At 57.2% G+C, this 15,590-nt stretch carries 15 protein-coding genes and 1 pseudogene; 6 read left to right on the forward strand and 10 right to left on the reverse strand.

Annotation, left to right across the window (positions count from 1 at the left end):
* The first annotated feature begins 125 nt into the window (after positions 1-125).
* Positions 126-464 (forward strand): hypothetical protein, encoded by a 339-nt coding sequence (locus EX00_RS03805; protein WP_047454231.1) that lies wholly within the window; start codon positions 126-128, stop codon positions 462-464.
* A gap of 6 nt (positions 465-470) precedes the next feature.
* Here the strand turns inward: EX00_RS03805 and EX00_RS03810 are convergent, their stop codons facing one another.
* From EX00_RS03810 to serA, 5 genes and pseudogenes are all read right to left on the reverse strand, one after another.
* Complete coding sequence (locus tag EX00_RS03810) at positions 471-2,117, reverse strand: IS66 family transposase (protein WP_047454233.1); 1,647 nt, start codon at positions 2,115-2,117, stop codon at positions 471-473.
* 271 nt (positions 2,118-2,388) lie between these two features.
* Positions 2,389-3,126 carry a L,D-transpeptidase gene (locus EX00_RS03815; protein WP_309546358.1) on the reverse strand — a complete coding sequence of 246 codons (738 nt, stop codon included), beginning with the start codon at positions 3,124-3,126 and terminating at the stop codon, positions 2,389-2,391.
* A gap of 318 nt (positions 3,127-3,444) precedes the next feature.
* Positions 3,445-4,566: a Fic family protein gene (locus EX00_RS03820; RefSeq protein ID WP_047454336.1), complete on the reverse strand. Its 1,122-nt coding sequence runs from the start codon at positions 4,564-4,566 to the stop codon at positions 3,445-3,447.
* A gap of 170 nt (positions 4,567-4,736) precedes the next feature.
* A pseudogene (locus EX00_RS03825) lies at positions 4,737-5,006 on the reverse strand (site-specific integrase); the annotation flags it as partial.
* A 12-nt stretch (positions 5,007-5,018) separates the two neighbouring features.
* Positions 5,019-6,257, reverse strand: coding sequence for a phosphoglycerate dehydrogenase (serA, locus tag EX00_RS03830; RefSeq protein ID WP_047454338.1), 1,239 nt, complete (start codon positions 6,255-6,257; stop codon positions 5,019-5,021).
* Between the two features lie 619 nt (positions 6,258-6,876).
* Between serA and EX00_RS03835 the strand changes: the two genes are divergently transcribed.
* On the forward strand, positions 6,877-7,299 hold the full coding sequence (locus tag EX00_RS03835; protein WP_047454340.1) for a DUF4168 domain-containing protein: 423 nt from the start codon (positions 6,877-6,879) through the stop codon (positions 7,297-7,299).
* Between the two features lie 310 nt (positions 7,300-7,609).
* On the opposite strand, the gene EX00_RS03840 is transcribed toward EX00_RS03835, so the two are convergent.
* Positions 7,610-8,515, reverse strand: coding sequence for a LysR family transcriptional regulator (locus EX00_RS03840; RefSeq protein WP_047454342.1), 906 nt, complete (start codon positions 8,513-8,515; stop codon positions 7,610-7,612).
* Positions 8,516-8,598: 83 nt separating this feature from the next.
* On the opposite strand from EX00_RS03840, the gene EX00_RS03845 reads away from it, so the two are divergent.
* Both EX00_RS03845 and EX00_RS03850 read left to right on the forward strand, forming a co-directional pair.
* Complete coding sequence (locus EX00_RS03845) at positions 8,599-9,444, forward strand: oxidoreductase (RefSeq protein ID WP_047454344.1); 846 nt, start codon at positions 8,599-8,601, stop codon at positions 9,442-9,444.
* Between the two features lie 265 nt (positions 9,445-9,709).
* Entirely contained in the window at positions 9,710-10,765 is a 1,056-nt protein-coding gene (locus EX00_RS03850; protein WP_080761203.1) for an alpha/beta fold hydrolase, read from the forward strand.
* Between the two features lie 205 nt (positions 10,766-10,970).
* Here EX00_RS03850 and EX00_RS03855 read toward each other — a convergent pair whose 3' ends face one another.
* The 4 genes from EX00_RS03855 to EX00_RS03870 form a co-directional block, all read right to left on the reverse strand.
* Positions 10,971-11,468: an SRPBCC domain-containing protein gene (locus EX00_RS03855; RefSeq protein WP_047454345.1), complete on the reverse strand. Its 498-nt coding sequence runs from the start codon at positions 11,466-11,468 to the stop codon at positions 10,971-10,973.
* 81 nt (positions 11,469-11,549) lie between these two features.
* The gene (locus EX00_RS03860; RefSeq protein ID WP_047454347.1) at positions 11,550-12,344 is read right to left on the reverse strand and encodes an SDR family NAD(P)-dependent oxidoreductase; all 795 of its coding nucleotides are present in this window, start codon (positions 12,342-12,344) and stop codon (positions 11,550-11,552) included.
* 49 nt (positions 12,345-12,393) lie between these two features.
* Positions 12,394-12,897, reverse strand: a complete 504-nt coding sequence (locus tag EX00_RS03865; RefSeq protein WP_047454350.1) for an SRPBCC domain-containing protein — start codon at positions 12,895-12,897, stop codon at positions 12,394-12,396.
* Between the two features lie 3 nt (positions 12,898-12,900).
* On the reverse strand, positions 12,901-13,503 hold the full coding sequence (locus EX00_RS03870; RefSeq protein WP_047454352.1) for an NADPH-dependent F420 reductase: 603 nt from the start codon (positions 13,501-13,503) through the stop codon (positions 12,901-12,903).
* A gap of 151 nt (positions 13,504-13,654) precedes the next feature.
* On the opposite strand from EX00_RS03870, the gene EX00_RS03875 reads away from it, so the two are divergent.
* Positions 13,655-14,569: a LysR family transcriptional regulator gene (locus EX00_RS03875; RefSeq protein WP_047454354.1), complete on the forward strand. Its 915-nt coding sequence runs from the start codon at positions 13,655-13,657 to the stop codon at positions 14,567-14,569.
* Between the two features lie 420 nt (positions 14,570-14,989).
* Entirely contained in the window at positions 14,990-15,199 is a 210-nt protein-coding gene (locus EX00_RS03880) for a cold-shock protein (protein ID WP_047454357.1), read from the forward strand.
* Positions 15,200-15,590 lie beyond the last annotated feature (391 nt).

Below are 15,590 nucleotides of genomic sequence, written 5' to 3' on the forward strand. Positions count from 1 at the left end.
GGTAAAAGGGGCTGATTTGGGGGCGCTGCCGAAGCGCTGGGCAATTGTGCCGTTGATGCTCTTCTATCATAATCGATGGCGGAGCATAAGACGGCATTGGAACCAGAGGCGCGGGTAGCGGCAAGATGCACGAGATCGATATCGAGGAGCTCGACGAAGCCACGCTGATGGAACTGCATGGACGCATCGTCGAACGGCTGCATTTTCTGCATCAGCAAAAGACGACGGCAGCCCTGCAAGAGATCAAGATCGGCAGCGGCGTAACGTTTGAAAGCCCGGATGGAGGAACGATCAGGGGCATCGTCATCCGCCGCAATCGTAAGACCGTGACAGTTCACACCGATGATGAGAAGCATTGGAACGTCTCGCCGTCATTGCTGACGCTTGTGGGCCGGCATGGTCTCGATGGAGAGGCGTCCAAAGACGGTCGTGTCGTGCCATTCACCAAGCCCGGCGCCAGGTAGCGAGGTTCAGGCTTTCGCCGCGATAAGGCCTGCCAATTGCGGGATGGCCTCACTGCCAAGCCCGAGCCGGTCACCGAGATAGTGGTAAAACGAGAGCCCAAGCTTCTGGCACGTCTTCATCAGGCCGAGCATGGTGTCACGCGCGACACGGCCGTCGCGGCTCATGGTGCCGCCAGAGATCTTTCGCTTGGTGACGAAGGTTCGCAGATCATTCTCCGACGCGTTGGTATGTAAAGGGATATAAGGGTGCTCGAGAACTTTGAGCAGTTCGTCTTTTCTACGATGCAAACGCGCCAGCAAGGCGTCGAGCGCATTATAGCCGGTGCGCAGGGTAAAGATCCTGTCGAACCGTCGTCGGAAGCCCGGGATTGCCTGTGGTAAAGGCTTTTGTTTCCAGACCTTCAGCATCTTGTAGAATCGCCAGACGAGATCCCGGACAAGCGCGACCGATCGCGCCTCCTTCGGCTTGACCGGCATCAGTTTCTGTAAAAGACGTTCTGCGTGGATCCAGCAAAGAGCATGATTGCCGACGCGGAACTGGCCGGCATCGTCGGAGACAATCACCATGTCGCCCAGAAGACCGTGATGGCGGATGGAACCCCAGAGGCCGGCTTCTGCCAGGACCCCGATCCCTTGGCGGTCAAAAATATCGACACCCTTGCGCGCCAGATATTCCAGGAACGGCACCTGGTTACTAAAGTGCCGAGGCTCGACACTGCGAAGTCCGGCAGCAAGCGCCGGGTCAGCACGCCGTTCTTCCAGATAGCCGAACGCGGCATCGTTGAGGACATAGTCCTGGTAGTTGCCGCGCAGCAGCGACAGGAAATTCAGTCGCGATTTCGATTTCGTGGTGCGGAAGGCGGTAAAATGCTCGCCGCCGATCTGGGTTGTATAAAAGTTACCGTGCGCGTGGCGGGCGCCGGTGTCGTCGACCGTAACATAAGGGGCCGAGGCCAGGCCGGCATGCAGCACTGCCGCGTCTTCGGCGACAAACCCATCCAGCTCCTTGGTCAAAAGGCGCACGACCTGGCGTTTCGAGACCTCGACGCCGATATCATTCAACAGCGTGGTCAGCCGCTGTGTCGTCACCTGACCTTGCGCGTGCAGCATCAGACAAAACCGCCTGAGGTTCGCCCCATAGCCACCCATGATCCCTGCGGGTAGCGGCGCCAGCACCGTCTTGCCATCCGGGGTCGCCCAGCATTCGCGTCGGTAATGAACAAGCTCGGTTGCCAACACCAGCTCCCGCACGAAGCAGCTTTTGTATCCCTTGAACCGCGAGCCGGCCGGAACGCCTGCACGTAAAATCTCTTCCCGGCTCACCCGCTTCACATCCAGCTTCGGGCCGCGCGGCTTCTTCTTAGCAGCCGCTTCTTCGTCAGGTTTACTATCGGTCGCTTTGTCCATGCCGGATGGGCGAAACGGCGGTCGCGGCGGCAGGTTCTTCAGCCGCGCGATCTCATCACGCAGCAACTGGTTCTCCACCTTGAGCTTGGTATTATCCAGCCACAGCCCCGCGTTCTCGGCCTCAAGCTTTTCGAGGCGAACTTCGGCCTGTTCAGCCCGCTCCAACAGGCCAGTCACCAGACTGCGTAGCGCCTTCAGCGAAAGCGTGTCAGCGTGCTCGGGGGAGGGGAGCCGTCTCTTTGCCATCCCTGGACCGAATCATGATTTGCCCCGTCTTGGGAATCCCTGCGCCGACCAACAGGATTCAACCCGCCCGGCTATGCACACTTTCTATACCGGACGCTGAAACCCTGCCACCGATTTTGCCCCACGTACCGAAAAGGGTAACAGGGGTACGTGGGGCACATTCGGTGGCGTTGCCGGTTTGAGCAGCGGGATGCTCCAGGATCTTCAGCAACGAGGAGAAGGGCGGCATTATGACCAGATCCTGGCAGACAACAGCAGTGCTGGGGTGCATTCACAGCACGACGACCTTTGTGCCTACGCCGACCCTGCCATAGAGATCCATCACATCCGGATTTGCCATGCGGATGCAGCCCGAGGATACCGCCTTGCCGATCGAATTGGGCTCGTTGGTGCCATGAATGCGGTAGAGGGTGGAGCCGAGATAGAGCGCTCTTGCTCCGAGAGGATTGTTGAGGCCGCCATCCATCCGGTCAGGTAATTCCGGTCGGCGAGCGATCATTTCCTTGGGCGGTGTCCAATTGGGCCACTCCGCCTTGCGGCTGATCGTCTCCGTGCCCTTCCAGGCGAAGCCCTGCTTGCCGACACCGATGCCGTATTTGAGAGCAGTTCCGTCGTCGAGCACAAGATAGAGGCGCTTCTCCTTGGTGGAGATCACGATCGTGCCAGGGTCGTAGCCGGAAAAGGTGACAATAGTGCGCGGGATCGTCGATCGCGCCAGGCTCGCCCGCCGGTCATCCTTGGCGCCAGAATTGAGTTGAGGAGAGATTGCGCCCGGATCGATCGAAGCTCGCCGCTGTGGACGGGGTCGCGGCGGGAAATCGCCGTCTTCGTCGTCATAATAGCCATAGGGATCACCCCGATAATAATAGTCGTCGTCGAAACGACGATCATCGCGATAGCGTGGCGGCGCCTCCCGTCCATAGCGCGGACTAGCATAGCCGCCATCCGGGTCATCGCCATAATCCGGTAAATATCTCCATTCCTGGGCATGCACGGAGACGCTTGTCATCAGTACGGCCAGAGTGGGCAAAAGGACCAATCTTATTATCTTCATGTCACAACCAACTTCCCGAAGAACGCACGGGACTGCGCCCCGCATCGACGGGGTATGTATGCGACCGACAATTCCGGAAACGGCAGGCGTAATTGTGGCAGCGGCGATCGAATGCCAAGACCCGATCAGTTTTTAAGGGGCCTTGGTACAGATGCACGATGCGTAAGGAAAGGTTCCTTTATGAACGTCTCTGGACGGGCAGGCTCCCCGAAACGCACACCGCGTGTAACATCGTTGTCAGCTAAGGCTCTGACAATCGCCTTTCTCTGTTATTTATTCCGTTCCATTGATCTCCGGCAAGTTCAACGCATAGCGCGTGTGCCGGCGCTCGCCGCTGCGCGTGAGCGCACTTTTCTCCACCAAATCCTGAAGATCGCGCGTAGCCGTTGCTCGCGAGGTGCGCGTGATCGCAATATAATTCTCAGCGCTCAACCCGCCCTTAAAGCCCGCCGGGCCTTCGCGAAACATGCGCGCGATGGCCTTCTCCTGGCGCGCGTTGAACTGGCCACGGAAGCGATCGTAGAATTGCGCCTTGTTGATGTAGAAGGCTACTCGCTTCAGAGTCGTCCGTTGCGCCTCAAGAATGGTTTCGCCGAAGTAAACCAGCCACTCGGTGATATCGAGCGTACGCTGATGGCGTTCGAGCTGGTCGTAGTAGGCTTTGCGGCCTTGCTCGATGGTGTATGCAAGCGCAATTAGGCTTGGTTGCCCGATATTCTGGGCAAGCGACTTTTCCGCAAGCGCTCGGCCGAGCCTACCATTTCCATCTTCAAATGGATGGATGCTTTCGAAATACAGATGGCCTATGCCAGCCCGCGTCAGGGCGGGTAGGGGGCTTTCGCCTTTGGGCGCCGATTTGTTGAACCACTTCATATAGGCCGCCATTTCTGCTGGCACTTGCCTTGATGGCGGAGCTTCGTAGTGAACGGTTGGATTATCGAAGCGACCGGACACAATCTGCATGGCGTCTTCATGCACCCGGTATCCGCCGATTGTTCCGATATGGCGGTTTCCCGTCATCAACATGCCGTGCCAACGAAATAGGGTTTCGTGATCGAGCGTAGTTGACCAGGTGTCATACACATCAACCGTCATTTCCGCGATTCCGCGCTCCTGCGGCTTTACCGGTCGATTATCGGTATCAAGGCCGAACTGCCGGCGTAGTGAGGATTGCACGCTCAATCGGTCGAGAATTTCGCCCTCAATCTCGGAGGTTTTCACCGCCTCATCGCTCAGGAGATCGATACGCAGCAGATTGCGTTCTTCGTCACTGACATGACGGACAGCGCCCATCACTTCCCCCGATGACAGAAGGAATCGGCGCTCGAGTGGTTCGAGCGCAACCGCGTCATAGGTGAATCGCGGCCAGCCTTTTTGCGTCCAGTTCCATTTCATGAGTTATAGATATCCTCTCTATAACTCATTATGCTGATAATTATGAGTTATAGCAATATATCCTATTGCTCAGGAGCAGCCAGAGACGATCTTGTCGGCTACCACGAAAAATGTAGCCATCCGAGCTGGGTGATCGCAAAGCAGCAGCGGCATATTGACCATCAAGTCGTTCATATAATCAGGCGCGCCGCTCGCCTATTCTTGCGTTCGGCATTGTTGTAATAACTCGTCGCCTGCGCCACCGACTTGGGCAGAGACTGCCGCATCGCCTCGGGCAGTGGAATGCCACGATTAGCAGCCTCGGTCAGATAATCGGACCGAGGCCCATGCGCTGAAAACATCACCGGATCGAGCCCGGCCCGCTTGACGCGGGCCTTCAGGATGAGATTGAATGACTGCGGCGTCACCGCCCGCCGATCGATGCTGCCCCCGCTGCCAATTTCCCACTGATGTCAGTAAAGCAACCGAGCTCGTATGGTTCCCGGGATCTGGCGAAGCGCATCAAGTATGTCACCGGCTGTCTGGCCAACGCCCTCGGCTTCAATGACCACGTAACCCGTTTCGCCGTGCGTCTGCAGGAACTCACCGACGATATTAAGTGCACGCGATGAAAAAATCGCATTCAGACTGTTTAGCATGCCGGGACGGTTCTCATGAACATGCATGAAACGCGTGCCGTTTGGACGTGGCGGCAGTTGAACCTGCGGGAAATTGACCGCACCCAGCGTCGAGCCGACGTCGGAATATTCCACAAGCTTTCTGGAGACTTCCCCTCCGATGCGCTCCTGGGCTTCCTCGGTCGATCCGCCAATATGCGGCGTCAGAATGACATTGTCCAAACCCTGTAGCGGCGTTTCGAAACGCTCGTTGTTTGATGCCGGCTCCTTCGGGAACACGTCCACGGCCGCGCCTGCGAGATGTCCTTCTTTCAAAACCTTCGCAAGCGCTTCGAGATCCACCACGGTCCCGCGGGAATTATTGATGAAAAGGGCACCCTTTTTCATTCTGCGCAGTTCGGTCTCCGTTATCATGTTCTGTGTCGAACTGGTTTCGGGAACATGCATCGTCACGAAATCCGAGATTTCGAGAAGCTCGCCGAGCGTGGCCATCGATTCTGAGTTACCGTGGCGAAGTTTGTCTGAAGGATCAAAATAGCGCACCTTCATGCCCATGCTTTCCGCAAGAACGCTAAGCTGCGAACCGATGTTGCCGTAGCCCACGATACCAAGCGTTTTTCCGCGCACCTCGCGACTGCCGACCGCGGATTTGTCCCACCCGCCCTCATGAGCAGAAGTCGAACGCGGGAAAATCCGCCGGGTCAGCACTATGATCTCACCGATCACAAGCTCGGCGACCGAGCGCGTATTCGAATACGGAGCGTTGAATACAGGGATGCCGCGTCGGCGGGCCGCATCCAGGTCGACCTGATTTGTCCCCACGGAAAAACAACCGACCGCCATAAGCTTTTTGGCGGACCTGAAAATTTCCTCTGTCAGTTGGGTGCGTGAACGAATTCCGACAATATGCGCCTCGGCTATGAGACTTTTGAGATCCTTGTCATCCAGAGCTTTCGGCAGATGCGTCACATTGACGTAGCCGGACGACGAAAAGTAGTCGACAGCGCTCTGGCTGATGCCTTCAAGCAGAAGGACGGAAATCCGATTGCGCGGAAGAGAAAGTTGTCGGGTCATTGAATTGCTTTCGATTCTCGAATTCGACGAAGCCGGGGGTCGCTTGTCGGTCATACTGCACGCAGATATGGCAAATTGTTTAGCGACCATCCAACGGACAGCGCAAGTACAAACTCAACTGCTGCACGCGCAGCGATGCAGTCTTTCAAGACGGCTTTTGTCTCGACGTCTGCGCTTGGGGCAGGGCAGGTAGATCATTGTAGGGGTGGGGTCCGGCCGGAATGGCATACCGAAGCTTTCTGTCCCGGCTGCTTTGATCTCCGGATATGTTGCTGTGAGTTCATGGCGAACCGCGACCTGCGGCTTTGAGAAGCTAACCGGTGTGCCGGATTTGCACGAGGAGTTTCTGGCGGAAGACTTCCGCTGGTGTTTTGTAGCCGGCGCATTTGCGCCGCATGCAGCGGGATGCCGCGACGATAAGAAAAGGCGTTGGGTTAATAAAGCCGTCGCTTGGCCGTCAACAGGTCGCCACGCTATTGCCCCATAGAAAACGTTTGACGGCCACATTGTCGCCGGATCGTTCTTCAACCCTAACCGACGGCTACATCAATGCGATATGCCGCCGTTCACTCTACGCCATCAAGAGGTGTTCCCCCCGCGCTACGAGAGAGGAATTAAAATGATCACTCGTTATATCCCTGCCGCATCGTTGACCGCCGCAGTCTTGAGCTTGACGTTTCTCAGCAATCCTGCGTCCGCACAGCAAGCTACGCAAGAGAAGCAACCTACCCAAGAACAACCAGATAGCAATGGTACGGCTGCGACCGTGAGCGATCAAAAAATCGAGGCTTTTGCGGTCGCATATCTCCAGGTGGACAAAATCAGACAGGAATACTCGGGCAAGATCGGCGCGACGTCGGATCCGACCGCGAAGCAACAGCTGCAGACCGAGGCAAGCAAACAGATGGTGCAGGCTGTTCAGACCTCTCCGGGTATGTCGGTAGACGAATACAACGCGATTTTAGCGGCTGCAAATAAGGATCCGGCGCTCGTTAAGAAACTTCAGGACAAGCTTCAGAAATCCGCGCCTGCGCAGCAGTAAGCGATACCACGAAGACCAAGCAAATTGATTACGCACCGCGGCCGCGCCGAGTGCCCCAATCTTGGCGCGGCACAGATCAGGGACTGGTCATCACAATAGCCGCGAGCCGGTCAACTGGTCGAGCGGAAGGATGACTTTGAGTACGCCGGTTGCAAGAGTGACGGGATGGGAGCGATCTGATCTGTTCGGTGAGCCAGACGTGAGCCGCTTCCTGCATCTGAGGGTTTGGGGCGAAATCCCTTATCCTGCTCGCCATAGACATCGTACAAATGGCCCAGAAGAGGCATGCGGGTCGGCGACAAGGTTCTCGTTACTTCCGCCGCCGGATTAAGTCGAGAAACGCCGCGAGCACCGGTCGCATTTGCCGTTTGGAAGGGTAGTAGAAGTGAAAGCCTGGGAATGGAGGGGTCCAATCCGCCAGGACACGGATGAGCTTTCCACTTGCCACGTATGCAGCAACTTCATGGTCCAGCAGATTGCCTATGCCCAATCCGTCGATCGCCGCTCCGAGCATCAGTTCGGGCTCGTTGAAGGTCAGTGGCCCGCTGACGCCGACCGCAAATGCCTTGCCGTCTCTTTCGAACTCCCAGGCGTAGATCGTTCCGGCAGACAGCATCCGGTAATTGATGCAGCGATGCTGGATCAGATCTTCCGGCTGAAGGATAGGCGGATGCCGGTCGAGATAGGAGGGCGCCGCCACGATGGCCATGCTCAAATCTGGGCCGACCTTGAGGGCGATCATGTCGCGCTCCAGTTTCTCCCCGAGACGGATCCCACCGTCGAACTGCTCCTCCACGATGTCGCGGTAGGCATAGTCGATCAGTACCTCAATTGTCGCCTGAGGATATAGGGTACCAAATTCGGGCAGGATCGGCCTGACAACCGCCTCGTAAGCTTGGCGCGTCATCGTCAGCCGCAGGGTCCCGAGCACCTGCTCGCGTCCGCGCTCAAGCGATTCCAGTGCTTCATCGATTCCATCAAGTGCCGGCCGTAGGGCCGCAAGTAGCGTTCGGCCTTCTTCCGTTATTGATACACTGCGGCTGTTGCGCTGAAGCAGCCGGTAGCCAAGGCGAGCCTCGAGGCGGCGGATCGTGTGGCTAAGATTAGACGTCGACATGGCCAGACCGGCTGCGGCCCGGGTAAAACTTCCAGCCTCCGCAACGAGTGCAAATGCTGCGAGATCATTTAGGCCCCCCCTCCCACTGTGAGATCTCATTCAACGACCCTTGTAAAAAGTACGACCTAATCAAACGGTTTATCCGATCATACTTTCCTTGGGTCAATCAACGGAGAAACATCATGATCACCAAAAACGCTGTATGGCTGATCACCGGCTCGTCCAAAGGCCTTGGCCGTGCCATTGCCGAGACGGTTTTGGAAGCGGGCTACCGCGCAGTGCTGACAGCACGTCGTATCGATCAGTTTGACGACTTGGTCGTCAAGTATGCCGATGCCGTCCTTGTGCTTAAGCTTGACGTCACCAACCATGACCAGATCGGCGCCGCGATCAAGGCCACGACAGATCGCTTCGGTACTGTCGACGTGCTGGTCAACAATGCCGGCTATGGCTATCTCGCCGCTATCGAAGAGGGCGAAGACGTTGAAATGCGCGCCTTGTTCGAGACCGACCTGTTTGCCCCGGTCAACCTCATCAAGGCGGTGCTGCCGGGCATGCGCGCCCGTCGTCAGGGGCACATCGTCAACATCAGTTCCATCGGCGGCATCGTGACCTATCCTGGGGTCGGTTACTACCACATGGTCAAGTTCGGCCTGGAAGCGATGTCGGAAACACTTGCAAAGGAAGTCGCTGGGCTCGGTATCGGCGTGACCGTCGTCGCGCCAGGCGCCTTCCGGACGGACTTCCGCGGCCCGGACTCCATGAAGTTCTCGGCAACAGTCATTGGGGATTACCGGGACACCGCTGGAAAATCTCGGGAAGCAACTGCGGCGGGACACGGTAAGCAGGTCGGCGATCCTGCGCGCGGTGCTCGGGCCATCGTCAAAGCTGTCGAGGCGAAACATCCGCCGGTCCATCTGTTGATCGGTGGTGACGCACTCGATCAACTTCGAAAGAAGCTTGATGACGTCCGCAGCGAAACCGATGCGTGGGAAGATGTCACCCGCAGTACGGATTTCGAGAGTTAAGAGGCTGCTCGACAGAAGGACGCGCCGCCTGTGCAGGCAATGGGCGCGTCTTTCTCTCTTCACAGCCTACCCCTCGGTCGCACGCAATCAATACGGAAGCTCTGGGTCCCCGTGTGAGAGGGAGGGCCGGTTGAGTGGTTGCTGATGCGCGATTCAAATTTGGCAGCAAATGGGTCAACTGGAGAATTCGACTATGATAGACTCACCACGACATATCAGTTTTTCAGAAGAACTATCGCTCGGCCGGCGTTCCATCCTTCTCGGGATGGCCGCAGCCGCTGCGCTATCGGGCGAAGCGTGGGGAGCGCCTTCCTCAGCGCTGGTTTCGCGTACCTTCAGCACGCCTCGCCATACGACGCACTACCTCGAGTGCGGGCCGACCGACGGACCGTTAATAATCTTCCTCCACGGCTTTCCGAGCGTTAGTTTAATATGGCGGGCCCAGATGGAGGCGTTAGCCGCCGACGGTTGGCATTGCGTCGCTCCGGATTTGCGCGGCTTCGGTAGCTCCTCGGTCCCGGCAGCCAAAGACGCCTACAACATGCGGGAAATCGTGGCGGACATGGTGGAGTTCCACGACCACCTTGGCGGCAACCTGGCGATCTGGGTTGGCCACGACTGGGGCAGTATAGTGGCTGGTTCGTTGGCCTCCCATGAGCCCAAGCGCAGCCGTGCCGTGGCGCTGGCCTCGTGGGCGTATTTTCCCGAGGCGAACAGCCTACCCACGCTCGTTTCGCTGGTTGATCGAACAATCTATCCAACTGACCAATATCCGGATGGCCAATGGGACTATGCCCGCTATTACATGACGAATTTCGATGGGGCGGTTGCTGATCTCGAAGCAGATTGCGCAGCATACCTCGCGTCGGCCTATCAGCCCGGCAATCCCGCAGTCGTCGGTACTGTTTCGCCGATGGCGACAGTCACACGAAGGGGAGGGCGCTTCGGCGCTGCGCACCGCGCTCTGCCGACTAAACCTGATCCGGCTCTTTGGCCAACATTGGACTTCGAGGTCCTGGTACAGGCGTTCAAGGCTCATGGTTTCCGCGGCCCCTGCGCATGGTACACGAACGATGACGCCAACATCGCCTACGCACGCGAAGCGCCTGATGGCGGCCGGCTGTCGCAGCCGGTGCTGTTCGTCAACGGCGATTTCGATCAGATCTGCAGCATCACAGGCAATCGCCAAGGTGATCCGATGCGTGCGGCGTGCCCAGACCTTATCGTGACGAGTTTGCCCGCGGGGCATTGGCTGCCGCTGGAACGAAAGGCAGAACTCGTCCAGGTCATACGCGCTTGGCTGCGGAGCAAAAACCTTTGATGCGGCGGTGGGAAGGTGGCATTCAACACAGAAGCGACGCCTTAGCCGATGACGAAGGCGCCTCGATTGAACTTGCTCAAGAAGTTGAGGAGTTCCATAATGACGTTCGATACCCAAAGCCCCGGCATAGCGGCTATTACGTCGTTACCAATCCACCACCGATCTCGGATAGAGCGCCATGCACCTTACGGCATCAGTCGTTGGCTTACCGCAACGCCGGGAATTGGCGCTTAAGCGCGACTTTGGCAAGGTCTTCGAGCAGCGTCTCATGCGTCCGCCAGAAAATGTCAGGAGCATTCTTAGCCAGTTCGAGCCACAACGGTCCCTGCATCGTCTCCTCCGTCCAGAGGTGACATCCTTTCGCTGTCGGCGTGATAATCCAGGCATGATAGGCTCTGGACTCCTTCGAGGCCCTGGGACCTCCGCCCCAAGCGATCCGGGTCATCGGCTCGAACTCCAGAACTGATGCTTCGACGTCCTGGCCTGCGAGATTGGTCTCGAAATGAGTGCCGCTCTGCAGACGGGTATGGCCGTCAAGCAGGTCGACGTGGGAGACTCCCGGGTAAAATTCAGGCCAGGCCCTGGGATCGGTCAGAAGAGACCAGATGGTTTCCGGGGAAACGGCAACCTCCAGTTCATTGGTGAAGTGGATTGGAGACCGACTGGGTTTCATATCCTCAGGCCAGCGTATTGCTTCGAACATATTCGATATCCTGTTTTGGAAAAAGTGGGCGAGCATAGTCGGCGGTCAGGGTTCAAATCGCTCCGAGACGTTTCTCGGCAATTAGGCGATCGAGCGAATGACGCCACCATCCACGCGCAGTGCCGCGCCACTTGTGCCCGACGCCTGCTCCGAGCAGACGTAGACGACCATGTTTGCAATTTCGTCGGTTGTCGTGAAACGGTTGATGAGCGTTGTCGGGCGCATCGTCGCGAGGAAGTTTTGTTCTGCTTCTTCTTGCGATATGCCCTGCTCGCTGGCCGTGGCCGCCATCCAGTTGCCGAGAATTTCTGAGCGTGTTGGCCCCGGCAGAACCGCATTCACGGTGACCCCCGTTCCGCCGACCAGCTCGGCGAGGCCACGCGACACGGCAAGCTGAGCGGTCTTCGTCATCCCGTAGTCGATCATTTCCTTGGGAATGTTGATCGCGGACTCGCTGCTGATAAACACGACCCGTCCCCAGCCGCGCTTGACCATTCCCGGCACGTAATGGCGAGCGGAGCGCACGCCGCTCATCACGTTGAGCTGGAAAAGATCAAGCCACTCGCTGTCGTTCTGGTCAAAAAAACCGTTGATGTGGGCGGTACCAAGATTGTTGACGAGGATATCGGTATCCGTGATCCGAGCCGCCAATATCGATGATCCCTTGGCTGTCGAAAGGTCGGCAGCGACGCCCGTGAAATCGGCTGCGGGCAGCCGTGCGCGGAGTTCCTTCAGCGCTGCTTCGACCCGCTGTTCCCCGCGGCCGTTGACGACGACGGACGCACCTGCGCGTGCCAGGCCTTCGGCGATTGCGAAGCCAATACCAGCGGTTGATCCCGTAACGACAGCTCTTCGGCCTGCAAGTTCGATCTTCATGATGGGTAATCTCCGTTTCTGCGTTTGGCGAAATTTTCAACCTGCCTCGTTAGACAGATGTTTTGGCCATTTGCGCCTCTGCCGCATGGCCAAGGCGTTCCACCCAGTCTTGATGGTAGCGGTAGAGGCCACCGGGATGCTTGCGGCCGAGCATGTCGAGGAACCATTCGCCCTGTTGAGTTTCCTCCGTCAGGACATGGCATCCGTCTTGCGTAGGTGTGATGACCCAACCGTGGTAGGCGCTCGAACCAGTCGGGTCTCCGTCCACTGTCGTTGCCCACGCAAGTCTCCGGTTTTCCACAAATTCGGTCACCACAAGGCTCATCGGATAACCGACGGTCACGCGGCTGTAACGGGTTCCCATTGCCAGTTCTGCCTCCCCCGACAGGATCTTTACCTGGTCCTCAGCAGGAAAATATCGGGACCAGTTCTCGGCATCGACGAGAAGCTTCCATACAACCTCGGGAGTGGCTTTAACGTCGATGTCGTTGAGCGCGTAGATTGCCGACGTCTTCGGATCGAAGCGATCCGGCCAGATCACATGATCATACATGGATTAGGCCTCCTTCTTGAACAGGTCTTGAAAAATGAGCGGAGCCCAGGTCCTGTCCCGCGCCTGTACGAGCTGACCGCCTTCCGCAATCTTCCCGAGGCTCACCGGAGCGAAGCCCAAAGCCCGGACAAGCTTGGCGACTTCCGTGACCGAGCCGTCGTCATCGCCCGACAGAAATATCACCCGGCGACCGTCGGCGGTGCCCGGTTGTTGTGCAAGTACGCCAGCGGGTAGGTGGTTGAACGCCTTCACGAGGTGGGCGCCCGAGAAGGCTTTTCCAACAACCCTCGACGAAGGCTCGTTTCCAAGATCGGACAGTTGCACGCCATAGGCATTGGTGACGTCGATCACGATCTTGCCCTGCCAAAGTGCCGCAGCCTTCGCGACATCGAGATGCGACCAGAAGGGCACGGCAAGGATGACAACGTCGGCCGTGACTGCTTCCTCAAGGGTGAGCGGAAGCACGGTTTCTCCGTACTCACGAACGATCGAAACCACAGAGTCCCGACCCCGTGAGTTTGCCATGCCTACAGCGATGCCGCTGCGCGCGAACTGGCTGGCCAGGGCAACACCCACGCTGCCGCTGCCGATAATCGAATATCTCATGATCACCCCTTGCGCCTTGAGCTCGTGATGCCGTCGGGGCCTCGCCTCCAACCGGCAATCTGCTTTCACCTACAAGCTATGGGGTGGAATGAAATCTGAATAGATGATATATTGAGATGTAATGTATCTGATATTCTGATGGGACAAACGAATGCTCGACGGCGTTTCCTTGGATCAGTTGCGAACGTTCATCACCGCCGTTGACGAAGGAAGCTTTTCTGCCGCAGCTAGAAAGCTCAACCGCGTCCAGTCGGCAGTCAGCGCATGGATAGGGGGACTTGAGCAGCAGGTCGGCGTTACGCTTTTCGATCGCTCGGGCAGGTATCCAGTCCTTACCCCGGAGGGGGTGTTGTTACTTGCAGACGCTCGCAACGTTGTCGCCGGAGTGGACACACTGAAGGCAAGGGCGAGGCTCATGACCTCGGGTGTCGAATCAGAGCTATCAGTGGTGATCGACGTGTTTTTTCCAACGTCCGTCGTCAGTGCTGTCGCAAAGGAGTTCGCCAAGCGATTTCCATTAACGCCGTTGCGTCTCTTCGTCGAAGCGCTGGGAGCGGCTTATCAGCCCGTCTTGGATGGTAGGTGCAGCCTCGGTATCCTGCCGCCGCTACCCCAGCCGTTTCCATCGCTCGTTAGCGAACGGCTAGGAGAACTGCCGTTGGTTGCGGTCGCCTCAGCATGCCATTCGCTCGCGAGTTTTGGTCGGCGGATCCCGCGACAAGAACTGGCGAAACATGTTCAACTCGTTCTCACCGACCGATCCGATCTCACGTCCGGTCGAGACTTCGCCGTCGCCTCGCCGTCAACATGGCGGCTGGCGGACCTTTCCACCAAGCATGCATTCCTCAAAGACTGTGTAGGGTGGGGCGGCATGCCGCTGCATATGATCGAGGAAGACATTTCCAGCGGTACCCTCGTCGTGCTGGATGTTGACGACATGCCGCCTTCTGGCTTCATGCTGACAATGTCGGCGTTTCACAGGCCCTCGCAGCCTCCTGGACCGGCAGGCAAATGGTTTGTCGACCAACTGAAGGCGGTATGGTATGCTGAAAGATCTGCACATTGAACTGACGACCGCTCGATACGCAGCAAGGGCCGTGAATATTTCAGGCTGCTGTTCTTCTCTCAGCGCGCCAACAGGCGAACGCGATTGATCGTCAGCCAGCGGCACCCCTGATGGGATCACAAGCGCGTCATTCATGTTGATTTCTACAAAGAGCTAGCCCGGGGTTTATTCGGCATAGACCGGCGGATTGCGCTCATAGGAAATACAATCATAAAACGAAACCTATGAATTGTAGAAACTAAAAGTTGACAAATTGAATGGGCATGCCCATATAAACCCTATCGATGTTTTCTTGCTGAGCTATGGTTACCGCGCGTTTAGCACCGTGCCCTTAACGAACTCTCCCTTCAAAAAATCGCTATCATCATCCGCAACGCTTTCGCGTGGCGGTCATCAATATTGCTAATGAAAGGGTTCATTATGACCACTGGCACAGTTAAATGGTTCAATTCTACAAAAGGCTTTGGCTTCATTCAGCCTGACGACGGCAGCGTTGACGCTTTCGTTCACATCTCTGCTGTCGAACGCGCCGGAATGCGCGAAATCGTCGAAGGCCAGAAGATTGGCTACGAGATGGAGCGCGACAACAAGTCGGGCAAAATGTCTGCTTGCAACCTGCAGGCCATCTAATCGGTAGCTGCTTTCCTTTGACCACGGATGTACTGGCACTGTTGAAAGCACAGCTATCATGCGAGGTCAGGCAAATTGCCTGGCCTTTTTTATGATCTGCAATTCTTCTGACCGCCGTTAAGCTCATCTTCATCGCTGATCGGCGTAGCCGATTGGAGATCCCACTGTTAACATGGGCGACTTTCATCAATCCACGAGCGGCAGCATGCTTGGCGGTCGCGGTAACGAGCTCCCATCATGGAGCTCCCTGATCTGAATAGGACCGAAAGCCTGCCCATGAACATGTCACCGAATTTTCGTATCGAACTTTGACCGGTTCGAGCCACTCCTTATCGCTGGAACTGCTTGGCTGGTCCGATTTCTTTGCTGCTCAGGTAAAACCAAGCGAAAC

Origin of the sequence: Martinezella rhizogenes, from assembly GCF_000799715.1 — a bacterium.
Lineage (GTDB): Bacteria > Pseudomonadota > Alphaproteobacteria > Rhizobiales > Rhizobiaceae > Rhizobium > Rhizobium rhizogenes_C.

Bases quoted from the DNA above. Each gene is read 5' to 3' on its own strand.
- EX00_RS03820 (WP_047454336.1), bottom strand. From the start codon at position 4,566: ATGAAATGGAACTGGACGCAAAAAGGCTGGCCGCGATTCACCTATGAC.
- EX00_RS03845 (WP_047454344.1), top strand. From the start codon at position 8,599: ATGATCACCAAAAACGCTGTATGGCTGATCACCGGCTCGTCCAAAGGC.
- EX00_RS03840 (WP_047454342.1), bottom strand. From the start codon at position 8,515: ATGAGATCTCACAGTGGGAGGGGGGGCCTAAATGATCTCGCAGCATTT.
- EX00_RS03860 (WP_047454347.1), bottom strand. From the start codon at position 12,344: ATGAAGATCGAACTTGCAGGCCGAAGAGCTGTCGTTACGGGATCAACC.
- EX00_RS03855 (WP_047454345.1), bottom strand. From the start codon at position 11,468: ATGTTCGAAGCAATACGCTGGCCTGAGGATATGAAACCCAGTCGGTCT.
- EX00_RS03835 (WP_047454340.1), top strand. From the start codon at position 6,877: ATGATCACTCGTTATATCCCTGCCGCATCGTTGACCGCCGCAGTCTTG.
- EX00_RS03875 (WP_047454354.1), top strand. From the start codon at position 13,655: ATGCTCGACGGCGTTTCCTTGGATCAGTTGCGAACGTTCATCACCGCC.
- EX00_RS03870 (WP_047454352.1), bottom strand. From the start codon at position 13,503: ATGAGATATTCGATTATCGGCAGCGGCAGCGTGGGTGTTGCCCTGGCC.
- EX00_RS03815 (WP_309546358.1), bottom strand. From the start codon at position 3,126: ATGACAAGCGTCTCCGTGCATGCCCAGGAATGGAGATATTTACCGGAT.
- EX00_RS03880 (WP_047454357.1), top strand. From the start codon at position 14,990: ATGACCACTGGCACAGTTAAATGGTTCAATTCTACAAAAGGCTTTGGC.
- serA (WP_047454338.1), bottom strand. From the start codon at position 6,257: ATGACCCGACAACTTTCTCTTCCGCGCAATCGGATTTCCGTCCTTCTG.
- EX00_RS03810 (WP_047454233.1), bottom strand. From the start codon at position 2,117: ATGGCAAAGAGACGGCTCCCCTCCCCCGAGCACGCTGACACGCTTTCG.
- EX00_RS03865 (WP_047454350.1), bottom strand. From the start codon at position 12,897: ATGTATGATCATGTGATCTGGCCGGATCGCTTCGATCCGAAGACGTCG.
- EX00_RS03850 (WP_080761203.1), top strand. From the start codon at position 9,710: ATGGCCGCAGCCGCTGCGCTATCGGGCGAAGCGTGGGGAGCGCCTTCC.
- EX00_RS03805 (WP_047454231.1), top strand. From the start codon at position 126: ATGCACGAGATCGATATCGAGGAGCTCGACGAAGCCACGCTGATGGAA.